At 55.4% G+C, this 12,628-nt stretch carries 9 protein-coding genes; 1 reads left to right on the forward strand and 8 read right to left on the reverse strand.

Annotated elements, in window-relative coordinates; genetic code table 11:
- Positions 1-86: 86 nt before the first annotated feature.
- From HQN87_RS22525 to HQN87_RS22550, 6 genes are all read right to left on the reverse strand, one after another.
- The gene (locus tag HQN87_RS22525) at positions 87-1,709 is read right to left on the reverse strand and encodes a response regulator transcription factor (RefSeq protein ID WP_254075618.1); all 1,623 of its coding nucleotides are present in this window, start codon (positions 1,707-1,709) and stop codon (positions 87-89) included.
- Positions 1,687-3,435: a sensor histidine kinase gene (locus HQN87_RS22530; protein WP_173137840.1), complete on the reverse strand. Its 1,749-nt coding sequence runs from the start codon at positions 3,433-3,435 to the stop codon at positions 1,687-1,689. The genes HQN87_RS22525 and HQN87_RS22530 overlap by 23 nt, the downstream gene beginning before the upstream one ends.
- 83 nt (positions 3,436-3,518) lie before the next feature.
- Positions 3,519-4,883, reverse strand: a complete 1,365-nt coding sequence (locus HQN87_RS22535) for an ABC transporter substrate-binding protein (RefSeq protein WP_173137842.1) — start codon at positions 4,881-4,883, stop codon at positions 3,519-3,521.
- Between the two features lie 102 nt (positions 4,884-4,985).
- Positions 4,986-5,822 (reverse strand): carbohydrate ABC transporter permease, encoded by an 837-nt coding sequence (locus HQN87_RS22540; RefSeq protein ID WP_173137844.1) that lies wholly within the window; start codon positions 5,820-5,822, stop codon positions 4,986-4,988.
- Positions 5,823-5,847: 25 nt separating this feature from the next.
- Positions 5,848-6,786, reverse strand: a complete 939-nt coding sequence (locus tag HQN87_RS22545) for a carbohydrate ABC transporter permease (RefSeq protein ID WP_173137846.1) — start codon at positions 6,784-6,786, stop codon at positions 5,848-5,850.
- Entirely contained in the window at positions 6,783-8,237 is a 1,455-nt protein-coding gene (locus HQN87_RS22550) for an FAD-dependent oxidoreductase (protein WP_254075612.1), read from the reverse strand. The genes HQN87_RS22545 and HQN87_RS22550 overlap by 4 nt, the downstream gene beginning before the upstream one ends.
- Before the next feature lie 155 nt (positions 8,238-8,392).
- Here HQN87_RS22550 and HQN87_RS22555 point away from each other — a divergent pair, with 155 nt between their 5' ends.
- Positions 8,393-9,331, forward strand: coding sequence for a DUF4179 domain-containing protein (locus HQN87_RS22555; protein ID WP_173137848.1), 939 nt, complete (start codon positions 8,393-8,395; stop codon positions 9,329-9,331).
- Between the two features lie 90 nt (positions 9,332-9,421).
- On the opposite strand, the gene HQN87_RS22560 is transcribed toward HQN87_RS22555, so the two are convergent.
- Complete coding sequence (locus HQN87_RS22560; protein ID WP_173137850.1) at positions 9,422-10,633, reverse strand: M14 family zinc carboxypeptidase; 1,212 nt, start codon at positions 10,631-10,633, stop codon at positions 9,422-9,424.
- Positions 10,634-11,230: 597 nt separating this feature from the next.
- The gene (racE, locus tag HQN87_RS22565; protein WP_281424973.1) at positions 11,231-12,037 is read right to left on the reverse strand and encodes a glutamate racemase; all 807 of its coding nucleotides are present in this window, start codon (positions 12,035-12,037) and stop codon (positions 11,231-11,233) included.
- Positions 12,038-12,628 lie beyond the last annotated feature (591 nt).

The raw sequence follows: 12,628 nt of genomic DNA on the forward strand, positions 1-12,628 counted from the left end.
ATACTTAGACTCCTCACCATTATAGTGAGGCGGAGGCGTCTATAGCGTGCAGACTGATTGCCTGTTCCGGTGGACAGTTTTGACTTTTATGGCTTGGCGTCATCCGTGGATGGCTCTCTGCCGTCCTCTTCCGGCGGCACAGCCTTGAATTCACTGGGATTTCGGCCGCTGTATTTCTTGAAGACCTTGGAGAAATACGCCCGGTCGGAGAAGCCGAGCGTGTAGGCCACATTCTCCACGGTTTCATGCGGACGGGCCAGCATCGTGATCGCCATGTTCATTTTGTACTGATTGACGTAGTCGGTGAAATTAACGCCGGACAGCTTCTTGAAATAGCGGGAGAAGTAGCTGGCGTTCAGATGCAGATGCTCCGCCATATCGGTTGAGGTCACCATCTGGTCCACATGCTCCTCCAGGAACTGGTCGACGGCCTGAAGCCGGATGTCCTTCGCTTCTGCGGCAGCCGGGGCCAGCGTATGCTGTCTCCACAGATTCCTCAGCTCCCGCTTGGTCAAGCCCGCCGCCTCCCGGATATGAACCGTCTGCTCCAGCTGCGTGAAGAACTCCTCCTCAGCCAGCCCCCCGGCCTCAAAGGCCAGCTGCCGCACAAAATTGCCGCAGGCCTCCTTCACCAGCCGGGGCAGCAGCCGCTCCGCCGCTGCCTGCTGTGTCCACTGATTCACCGCCAGATCAATCCAGGCGGCCTGCCCCTCCTCCAGCGCCAGCGACAGCATCCCGCGTTCCTTCTCTCCGCGCCATTCAGCGGTCTGCCCGAAATCCGCCTGTTCATCAAGGGCAGCAATAGGCGTAACCGCCTTATAGAAGTTATACTCGCGGCTGTCCATGAGCGTCTTATACAGCGAGTCGAAGTTGCGCAACGGTACGGAAGCGCCGGAGTAGAAGCCCCGCAGGGTAATTTTCAGATACTGCTCCACCTTGTCCATGACCGCTTGCATGAAGGCAGTCAGCGTATTCTCCGCAACCCCGGGGTCCGCCACATTCCAGACCAGATAGAGGTCGGCCTCCCTGCTCATGATAGGTGTAATGGAAGGCTCTCCGGCGGACAGCTCCAGCGCGATATTGTTCACGGCAAAATGAATCAGCGGAATATCCTTATACCGGTAACGTTCCGTTACCGAAGCGGCATCCATATGCAGAAATCCATGGCGCAGATAAGGCAGCTTCCAGGAGATGCCCAGGCGTTCACCGAATTCCAGGGTACTCTCCTGGTCTGCCGCACCGGACAAAAGCTGTTTCAGGAAGCTCTGCTTCAGCACTTCCTTATTGCGCTCAATAGCCTGGCGGAAGGAGTAGCGCTCCAGCAGCTCCTCCCGGCTTTTGAAGCGGCTCATCGCTTTGCCCAGACTGCCCTTAAGCTGCTCGGGCGACAGTTCATCCTTAATCAGATAATCATCCGCCTCCAATTGGATAGCCCGCTTCGAGTAATGGAAGTCCTCATAGCAGGTCAGGAAGATCAGCCGCACCTCCGGCTTGGTGATCCGGAAGGCAGCCGCAAGCTCCAGCCCGTCCATGCCCGGCAGGCCGATGTCGATAATAACGAGATCGGGCAATACATCATGGAACTGCTCCAGCGCATCCTCACTGCTGTAAGCCGAAGCTACAAGCTGCAGATCCAGCCCCAGAGACCCGAGCAGATATTCTACATACTCCAGCATCGGGACATCATCATCTATCAGCATCAGGGTCATCAAGGGGAACCGCCTCCTTCTCACTGGTTATAGGGATATATAGGGTAAACGTCATGCCTTCCTCTGTGCCTGCCTGCGCGCTCAACCGCGCACGGTATCCGTACAATACCTCCAGCCGGCGTGCCGTGTTCACCAGCCCGACCCCTTTTTCCGGCCACAGCGCCGTGTCTTCACTGCCTTGCAGACGCCGGTTCAGGCGCTGGAGCTTATCCTCCGGCATCCCCCGGCCATTATCGCTGATGCTGATCTTCAGCAGATCCTGTTCCATCTCTGCTTCGAGCCGGATCGCCGGATTCTGCGGACGGGCCGAGAAGCCGTGGCTGATGGCATTCTCGACAATGGGCTGCAGCAGCAGCCTCGGCAGCATCACCGCTCCAGCCTCCCCGTCCAGCACACATTCAAAAGCAATATCCAAACGGTTGCGGATCTGCATCACCTGCACGTAGCTGCCAAGCACCCGGCACTCTTCCGCCAGCTCCAGCGGCTTGTCCACATGGACGTACACGCGCAGCAGCTTCATCAGTGCATCAATCATGGCACCGTGCGGCTCATCCCCGCTTAGCAGCAGATCCACCTTGATCGAATTGAGCGTATTGAGCAGGAAATGGGGCCGGATCTGCGCCGCCAGCGCCTGAAGCTCCAGCCGCCTTTTCTCCTCCTGCTCACTCTCGACCTGCTGCAGAAGCTGGTTCATATCGTCCAGCATCTGATTAAAAGCGGCAGACAGCACCGCCACCTCATCCTTCCCCCGGACGGGTATCCGCACTGCGCGGTTGCCGCCGACATACTGCTTGACGCTGGTCCGCAGCAGGCTGATCGGCTTGTTCATATATCCGGCCCACAGCATCGACAGGATCAGAAATGCCAGGAAGAACAGACCGACCACCGATATCGAGACCAGAAATTCACGGTTGATATGACTGTCGATAGAATCGCGGGGCGTCTTGCTGGTGAGCAGCCAGCCTACCTTGGGGATGCGGACCTCACTAATCAGCAGCGAGCTTTCGTTGTCATTTTCCGCTTCACCCGTGACTGCGATGCTTCTCCCCTTCTGGTCCGCCAGCGAGAGCCTGCTCTCCGGATTGCCCGTATCCAGCAGGTTACGGAAATAATGACTCGGAATGCCCACATACAGCCTCGCCAGCTTGTTCTGGTTCAGCGGGTCGGTAATGAAGCGTACCGCATAATAATAATCCGGTGCAGCGGGGGTGCCGCCGTAGGGGAACCATTGCAGGGTTATTTTTTCCTGCTCATTCAGCTTGCCGCTCTCCTGCAGAAGACGCTCCGGCAATTCCGAGAAGACCGGAATCTCCTGGTTACCGATCAGAATCCGGTTCTCCCGGTTGACCAGCATGATCTGCAGATCAGCATCCAGCGACTGCACCGACAGGATATTGGCCGTAGTCTTGAGTTTATTGTAGTGGGTATACACTCCGTAGTTCCCGAAGTTCCCGGTGTTTTTGAGATAACGCAGACTTTCCAGCACGGCCGGATCATACGCCTCAGAGAAATAAACCGAGACAAACGAGATGCTGTCTACGGTTTTCTCTATTTGACTTCCGATCACCTTCAGGGTCTCCTCATTGGAACGGGCGATTTTGTCACTCACATTCTCTCTAACGGAGGTGTACGACCAGAAGGTAACGACAATAAAAGGCAGCAGAATCAGGATCAGGAACGTGAACTGCAGTCTGCGATGGAAAGAAAAACGGCTTACCCATTTCATAAGCATTCCACCTTGTACTGTAGTATAAAGATTCATTCGTCCCTATTATAATCCATAATCGCTGCTGCCTTATGCTTCATTCGTTATTTCTGGTTGGCCTGAACTACCTTTTCCACCTCGGCTGTCATTTCACCCTTGATCTCCTCGAAGCTGCGGTTATCCAGGATGTAGCTGGCGAAGCCGTTCTCCACAATCGCTTTCAGTTCACTGCCGTAAGGCACGCTGAAGGTATCGGGCATTTTAAGGTTAGGATCGAACAGCGTTTTGGATAAGGAGGCGGTATCGATCAGGTCTATATTTTCACCGAAAAATCCGTTAATCAGCTCTGCTCCGTCCACACCCTTGAAGGCCGGAATTTCCTTGGTGAACTTATAGGCTTCCTTGGACATCCAGCGGATGAAGTCATACGAGGCTTCCTTGTTCGCTGATTTCGCACCCATGGCCAACCCGCCGCCGGAGATATTCGTCATGCCCAGCTCTTTGCTGTCCACGGAGCGCGGCAGCGGTGCGTACATGCTCTGGAACTCATGCGGGAATTTCTCCAGATTCAGCGCCGCTCTGACTGCATAGCTTGGCACAGCCAGCATACTGGCATTTCCGGCAAAAAACTGCTGCAGCACATGATAGTTCGAGGCCAGCACATCGGCATACGGCTCAACACTCTTGTCTTCCTTCTCCATCACGCGGCGGAGATTGAAGAAGTACTCGAAGGACGGATCATCAAAAATCGGCTTCAGGTCTGCACTCAGCTGCGGATGCGGCTTCTCGGTGTAAGCGATAACGTTCGGATATTCTCCCCACGTGTGGAAGTACGTTCCGAAGTGCTCGGGTGTCGTCAGCTTTTTGGCATAATCACGGAAATCATCCCAGGTCCAGCCCATCTCAGGCAGGGACAGCCCTGCGGCTTCCAGATGATCCTTATTGAAGACAGTCAGCCACTGCGTCGAGCTTGGCAGAATGCCGTATACCTTATCCTCCAGCTTCAACAGCTTGGAATATTCATCCTCAGGCTTGATGCTCTCCTGTTCAAAAAAGGAGTTAAGCGGTTCCACAACACCGCGTGAGGCACGCTCCAGCAGTTCATCCTCGTTCCCGGTCATGAACACATCGACCACTTCTCCGCCGGCTACCAGAATATCCAGCTTCTTCATGAAATCGGTGCTGTCGCTGTTCTGAACCAGGGATTCGTATTCAACCTCTACTTTATCCTGAGCTGCGTTATAAGCCTGCACGGCCTGGAAGATCGGCTCTTCCGGCTTATCCGCCTTGAACGTGTAGAATTTGATCTTCGCTTTGCCTGCGGGCTGGGCTGTGCTGCTGCCCCCGGCAGCCGGATCAGCCGAGGCCGGTGCGTCGGTTGCCGCTGATGAGTTGCCTCCATTCCCGCCGCACGCGGTGACGGAGAGCATGAGGAGCATACTGGCTAGCATTAACGGTAGTTTTTTCAAAGCAATTCCCCCTTGATTTGTGGTCTGCAGGCTCATTATACAATCTAAGCTCCGCGCACACCGTGTACAGCTATGCGGTGTACGCGTACATTTTTTTGACCTTTACCCTTTAACCCCGCCGATGGCAATTCCGTCGATGACCTGCTTTTGCAGCGCCAGGAAGAGTACCAGCAGCGGCAGGATCGCCGCCACGGAAGCCATCATCATGACGGAGATTTGCGTGCCGAATTCCTCCTTGAAAAACTGCATCCCGAGCGGAATGGTGTACAGCTTGGTCGAATTCAGCATAATCAGCGGCCCCTGGTAATCATTCCAGGTCCAGATGAACTTGATAATCCCTACGGTAGCCAGAATCGGCCGGCTCAGCGGCAGCGCCACACTCCAGAAGATCCGGAAGAACCCGGCACCGTCCAGCTCGGCAGCTTCCAGCATATCATTATGAATGCCGATCATGAACTGGCGCAGCAGGAAGGTGAAGTAGCTGGAGAACATCCCCATCAGGATGAGCGCTGCGTGGGAGTCGTAGAGTCCCAGCTCCTTAATCATAATATAGCGCGGAACCAGTGTCGCCTGCTCCGGGATCATCATGAAGGCCAGCATCAGGGTGAAGACCACGGTTCTGCCCTTGAAATCAAGCTTGGCGAGCGCATACCCGGCCATAGCCGAGATTACAATGGTCGCCAGGGTGGAGATCAGGGCGATTTTGAGCGAGTTCATATAGAACAATCCAAACGCCACATCGCCCATCCACACCGCCTTGAAGTTGGCGACCAGATTCCAGTCGTTGGGAATCCACTGAATCGGGAAGGTCCAGACCTCCTTCTCCGTCTTGGAGGCGGCGGACAGCATCCACACCAGCGGCATCAGGAAGAATACCGAGAGCAGGGCGAACAGGGCCGTAAAGATCAGATTGCCGGTCTTGAATTTTCTCTTTGTCATTGCCTTTCGTTCCTTTCGCCGTGGACTAATAATGGACTTTGCGGTTCTGTGTCATCCAGGTAATCGAGGTGACCAGCATGATGATGAGGAACAGCACCCAGGACATCGCCGAGGCATAGCCCATTTTGAAGCGCTCGAAGCCTTCCTCATAAATCTGGTACACGATAACCGTACTCGAATAGTTGGGACCGCCGTTCGTCAGGAACTTGATCATGTCGAATATTTTGAAGGAGGAAATCGTACTGGTAATCGCCAGGAAAAATGTGGTCGGACCCAGCAGCGGCAGCGTAATCCGCCGGAACTGTCCGATCCCGCTGGCCCCGTCAATGGTAGCCGCCTCATACAGCTCCTCTGGAATATTCGTCATCCCTGCCAGGAAAATAATAATCTGATACCCCAGCAGCTGCCAGACATAGATGATCATAATGGCAATCAGCGAGAAGCTGGTATCGACCAGCCAGCGCGGCGGCTCAGATAACCCGATCTGCATCAGAATCTGGTTGATCGGTCCTTTGGACGGGTGATAGAGCGCCTGCCAGACGGCGGCAATTGCTACCGTGGAGCAGATATAGGGTACGAAAAAGGCTACTTTGAAGAACGTCTTGGCATACAGCTTCTTATGGATCAGCGCCGAGAGCACCACTCCGAGCAGCATGGTAACAGGCACTGTGCCCACTGTAAACAGCACATTGTTCTTCAGAGCCAGCAGGAAGCGGTTATCCTTAAACAGCTCGACGAAGTTATCCAGGCCGACGAAGTTGATCGCCGACAAGCCTCCGACCAGATTCCATTCTGTCAGGCTGAGGAACAGGCTGAACAAGAGCGGGAATACCGCGATTACGAGCATTCCGATGACTTCTGGAGCAATGAACAGCCATCCGGCGAGCTGCTCCCGTCTTTTGCGCGTCCAGTAGGTTCCGGCAGATGGCTTAGCGGTCTTGCGGGTAACGGCAGATTGACTCATTCCATTCTCTCCCCTGCAGTTTCAGCTTGGTTGTCCGGCAGATAGCCGCCCTCTTCCCGCAGCCTAGTGCGAAGATGAGCGACATTAACGGCATGTACGTCGCCGCCGTTCTTAGCGGCAGCCAGAGCCGCAGCCATCCCGGCGGCTTCGCCCATCGCCAGGCAGACCGGCATGACCCGGACACTGCCCAGCACTCTGCGGTCGCAGGAGATGGAACGCCCGGCGACCAGAACGTTGCGCAGTCCGCGCGGCGTAAGGCAGCGGTACGGAATGCCGTGCGATTCGCCCGGCCCGTAGAGCGTGATGGCCAGGCTTGATCCATCCCCGCTCTGCTGCTCCTTCTGCGTGCCGTGTACATCAATGAAGTAGCTGTTACGGCAGATCTCATCGCCGAAGCTTCTGCGTGAGATGTAGTCCTCCGCCGTCAGGACGTAATCACCGGTAATCCGCCGGGATTCCCGCGTTCCGATCAGCGTGCCTGTACTCATGACCACCGCGTTGCCGAAGGCCGCAGGGTGGACAGCAGCAAGCATGTCCCGGTAGGCGGCTGCCATCTTGCGTCCCTCTACCAGCGCCCCGGATACGGAGAAGGGATTGGTGTTATCGACTCCCCATAGATGCCCGGCGTTGAAGCCTACGGCACGCGGAGCCACCATATTGTTGCACAGATGGGTGTCCGGAATGTCCGGGTATTCTCCGGACCGGACCACCTCGTGGATCGGGCTGTGCGGGTTCTCTGCGTGCAGCTTCGGCCCGTTCACATAAGCATAATCATCCACGTTGCCAAGGATGAAGCAATGGGTGGCAGGCTGAAGCTCGCCGGTCTCCTCGTCCCCCATCTGGTACTCGGCCCCCGCCCAGGCAGCGACATCGCCGTCTCCTGTGCAATCGACATAGACAGCTGCGCGGAAGGCCTGCAAGCCGCCTTTGTTCAAGAGGAGGAGGGTGGTGATGTTGCCTTGGTCGTCTCTGTCCACATCCGCAAGCGCGGTCAGGAGCAGGATATGCGCACCCGACTCCGTTACGAGATCGTCATAGACCCGCTTCAGCTTCTCCGGTTCGATCGGCACCCAGTCCATGGCATCCGCCTGCACATGCGGCATTTGTGCCTTTAAGGTATTGAACACCTTGGCCGCGAGACCACGGTAGACCATCTTCTCTTTATCCGAGAACGGGCACCAGGCTGGTACCAGGCCGGAGGTGCCCATTCCGCCCAGGCTCCCGGTCGCCTCGACCAGCAGCGTCCGCGCCCCTTCTCTTGCCGCAGCGGCTGCGGCTGTGCAGCCTGCCGGTCCGCCTCCGACTACGATGACGTCGTAGGAGGAATTCAGCGGGATTTGTTTACTTGTCAGCGTATACGTATCTTGCCCCATCTCGCCCTCGCTTTCCCGGCAGACGCTCCTTTTGTCCCGGAAGCCGTCCGCCGCTCTTCTATACGCTAATTTTAGCAATAGACCTTGGCGAGTACGGTATAGCTTTCATACGCCTTGATGTGTATTATTTTGACCCCGAACACGCAGAAGCACTCTAAGCTTGTCACAATACAGATGCCGGGAGACGTTATATAGGCATCAGTAGATATTGCACACAGAGGAGCGAATGAACATTGAACATCAACAAATCCAGGACGCTTGTAAAAATAATGGCTATAACCGCATTGTCGGCCACGCTGGGATTTACAATGATAAGCGGAGAACTAGCCCGGCCTGTTCATGCTGCATCAGCCAGTAATGCTCCAAATGTTAGCAGTGTTTTCAAAATTAGCGACAGTCCGACGTTGAAGGGTGTATTGCAAACAGGATTATCCAGCACACTTAATCAGGCAATTACCCATGATGGGGTAACGCTGACCTTAACTGACCTTATCTATGACGGCAATGAACTGGTGATGGGCATCCGGCAGGAAGGCAGTACTGTGAAGACAGATAAAACTTTCCTGGATCTCGACAAGCTGAGCATTTCCGCAAACGGGAAAAAAATGTATTACAATACGTCCGTTAGCAGTATGCCAAGTGACCCGAACGCCGTCTTGATCGGACTGACAAAAGGTGCCATTAAGCAGCAGATTCCGGATTCATTCGAGCTGACGGTGAAGGCTTATGTCAACGAAGTCAAAGAGCCGTTCATCTTCACCGCCCCTGTTACCAGGATTGCCGGTCTCCTAAGCATCACACCGGGCACTGCCAAGAAGAGCGGTACATTCAGCTACACCGTCACCTCCTTCAAGATGACACCATTAACGATGCAGCTTCAGCTAAGCTATAAAGGGGATTTTCCGGCCCCAGTCCAAAAACCGGGCAGGCTGTTGTATGACCTTGCAGATGAAAAAGGAAACGTGTTCTTAGGAGTTAACAATGGCGGATTTCCTGCAAAGCCGGGGAAGGAGGAACTGGGCTACCGTTCTTTCGTAACGGTTCCCCAATCCATAACGGTGAAGCCTTATGTCTATAAATTGAATGCGAAAGGCCAGTTATTCAGTGACAACACGGGCAGGCTGGCGAAGCATTATTTCAAGGATTTGGAGATGAGGATCTATCAGCGTTGAGGCAAGCGAATGGTACACGAAAGAAACCTTCCTTCAAAAGCCGGAGGCACCCTCCGCCGCTTATGAAGAAAGATTTCTTGGTGTGCATTATTATATTGGCACATTGGAGAGTATTGCCCCCAGGATGAGTCCTGTCTCCAGCGCCATATCCTCAAAATCTGCCGCAGGCAGCGGATTCTTGCCTGCACCCAGCTCGACCGTGAAGCCCGGCTTACGGAAACGCTGGATGAACCAGTCCTTGTAGCCGGCGTCGCTGCCGGTCAGCTCCACCGCCCGGTAGCCGCTGGCCGCCGCAAGCTTAGCTGCCCACTGCTTACTCTCCGGCGGCTCATAGCCCCGGTAATTCCAGTAGATCTCTGCCCCCTGGCTGTGCAGGGACACAGCGGCGTCGCCCGGAATCCGCTCGGCCAACGCCGCCAGTGCCGCAGCCTCCGGCTCACTGAGCGGCGCACTGCCGCTGTAATCTCGCGGGGCCGGGCCGGGAACCTGCCGCCGGTCGCGCTCCTCTTCCCAGTGCGCAGGGAACTGGTCCCCGAGATCCACACCGCGGATGTTGGCCTTCCAGTGCCGGAAGCTGCGCCTGCCGCAGTTCCACTTCATAAGCTCCTCATAGAAGGGATGGTCCTTCATCGCCCCTTCCTGCACCAGCTCGACACCGTCGGGGTTCGCCATCGGTACGGCCCAGAGCGTCCAGTCCCGGTGCCAGTCCGCAGGCCGGTGGCCATGCCAGTCCGTGCCTGAAGCGAACGCGGCTGCATATTCCTCGAGGAACCGCATCAGGCACGGCGCGGTCAGCCATTCGTTGGCATGCAGCGCGGAATTCACATGGAGCTGGCGCGGGCCGCTGCCGATCCGCAGCAGGCGGAGCGGCTTGCCCAGCACGCTGTGGCCTATAATTTCGCTGCTGACACAAGAATAACGCTCTGCAAGTCCGGCAGCATCCGCCTCCAGCTCTGCCGGCCCATATTCCCCGCGCAGATAAACCTCTGCCTTGCGGGCTGCGGCCGGAAGCACCAGCACCTTGCCCGGCAGGCAGCTGCGCCCCGAGCTTACACCGGGATTCAGCATCTCCAGCTCCTCGACCCCCACACCGAATAAGGCTGCAATGCTGTATACATCGTCTCCCGTCTGCACGGCATAACGCTTGCGCGGTGCAGACGGCAGTTGCAGCACCTGCCCCGGATATAGATAAGGCTGGCTTCCAGCCCATGGATTCCCCTGTATGACATGCTCCGGTGTCAATCCGTGTCTTGCGGCTATACGGCTTACGGTATCTCCCCTGCGGGCAATATATTGCTGCATATGTCTCATCCTCCCGGCCCTCTGGTGCCGCCGTCCCTGTGCATCTTACGCGAAGATATGCGGGACACAGCCCTCAAGCCTAGTATATGAGCAGCAGCAGCGGGTCATGAGGAATTGCGTCAAGCGGAAACGACTTTGCCGTTCTTAAAAATGACTGCGTAGCCGTTACTATTTAAGTTCGGAGCACGGGGGATGTTTTTAGTTGGTATTTGTACATCTAATTTAACGGTAAAGATACAATTATAAGAAATAGTTGGAAAAACAACACTTGCTCCGTCCAATTTCAACGAAATCCATAGGATTCGGAGGATTAAGTGGACTTTTTACAGTTGCTTACCCACAACACTCCATTTCAGCAAAAGGGAGTGCCTTTTTTCCAACTACACCCGCTATACCTTTCAGAAGCTTAAAATGGCAAGAGAGCAGCGCTCCTCCTGTTACTGGAAGATCGCTGCTCTGTGCTGTCGGTCATATGCGGCTTGCTGTAAAGCGGTAGCGGTAGTGATAACCTTCCCCTTGGTCGCGGGATTGTAACCGCTAGGGATTGTCACCGCCAGGGTTTGTCCCTATTCAATTCACCGCTCTAAATCTTACGTGCTACATAGAGGATACTTGCCATACGACAGGTGTCCGGCTGATCTGTTCGCCCAGCCAGTCCCGGGCAATCCGCTGGAAGATCTCTGCATCTCCGCTGCAGAAGAACTGGTGAATCGGACTCTCATCCCCGCGCGCCAGCTGGCCTTTATCATAGAGAATGGTACTGATCTCCCGGGCAGTCTCATCCGCCGAGCTGATCAGCTTGACACCCGGTCCCATCACCATGCTGATTGGCTCCATCAGGAACGGATAATGTGTGCAGCCCAGAATCAGCGTGTCGATCGGCTCGTATTTGATGCCGTTCAGCGACTCTGCCACGGCGAGGTGACTCTCCTCCGAGCGGAACAAGCCCTGCTCCACATAGGGAACCAGTGCCGGACAGGCCTGGCTGACCACCTGTACAAAAGGGGACAGCTGCTTCAGCGCCGCCGTATAGGCACCGCTTGTAATCGTACCGACGGTACCGATCACACCGACCTGACCGCTCTTGGACGCGCTGATAGCAGCGCGGGCACCGGGGTGAATCACACCGATCACAGGAATGGCTACCTTGCTGGAGATATAATCAAGAGCTGCCGCAGTTGCCGTGTTGCAAGCAATGACGATCATTTTAGGATTGAATTGAATTAAATAGTCCACGATTTGTTCGGTGAACAGTTTCACTTCCTCAGTTGAACGGGGTCCGTACGGGGCTCTCGCCGTATCGCCGAAATAGATGATTTTCTCCCTCGGGAGCTGTCGCATCACTTCCTTGACAACGGTCAATCCTCCCACTCCTGAGTCTAATATAGCTATGGCTTGCTGCACGAACACACCGCATCCTTTAACTCGTTTTGTGTAGCTTATGTAAGGCTGGAATAATGTGTACCAGAAATTCAGCCCCAATTGCAGATAATACCCCATTTACCGGCTTAGTTCAAGTACAGGATAACTCAGGCGCAGAACGGGGGAGGACAAGGGGGCGGGATCTAAGGGTGCAGGAATAAAATCACCCTGCGGGTGGATGCTGGTGGATAATGTAAGAACCTCTGCGGTCCAGACCACTCGTATGGCTACGACCTTACCCATCTTCCCATTTCCGGGGCATCCGGCCCACGCGTACTCGCACCCGCACTCGCTCATTGTATTCGGTTTTCCGCATACATTCGGCCACGCACCGTCGCACCCGCTCATTGTATTCGGTTTTCCGCATACATTCGGCCACGCACCCTCGCACCCGCTCATTGTATTCGGTTTTCCGCATACATTCGGCCCCGCACTCTCGCACCCGCACATCGCGGTGCGACCCCCTTATTACGGAGTCCCCCGCATAAAACCGACATGTGTCGTAGCCATGCTCTTTATTTCGCTTTTTTCCTTGGCCAGAAGAAGGCGGACCGATCCTCTAGGCTCATGACC

This window comes from Paenibacillus tritici, from assembly GCF_013204885.1.
GTDB lineage: Bacteria > Bacillota > Bacilli > Paenibacillales > Paenibacillaceae > Paenibacillus_AQ > Paenibacillus_AQ tritici.

Coding starts and splice junctions, on each gene's coding strand:
- HQN87_RS22525 (WP_254075618.1), bottom strand. CDS start 1,709: ATGACCCTGATGCTGATAGATGATGATGTCCCGATGCTGGAGTATGTA.
- HQN87_RS22530 (WP_173137840.1), bottom strand. CDS start 3,435: ATGAAATGGGTAAGCCGTTTTTCTTTCCATCGCAGACTGCAGTTCACG.
- HQN87_RS22540 (WP_173137844.1), bottom strand. CDS start 5,822: ATGACAAAGAGAAAATTCAAGACCGGCAATCTGATCTTTACGGCCCTG.
- HQN87_RS22545 (WP_173137846.1), bottom strand. CDS start 6,786: ATGAGTCAATCTGCCGTTACCCGCAAGACCGCTAAGCCATCTGCCGGA.
- HQN87_RS22560 (WP_173137850.1), bottom strand. CDS start 10,633: ATGCAGCAATATATTGCCCGCAGGGGAGATACCGTAAGCCGTATAGCC.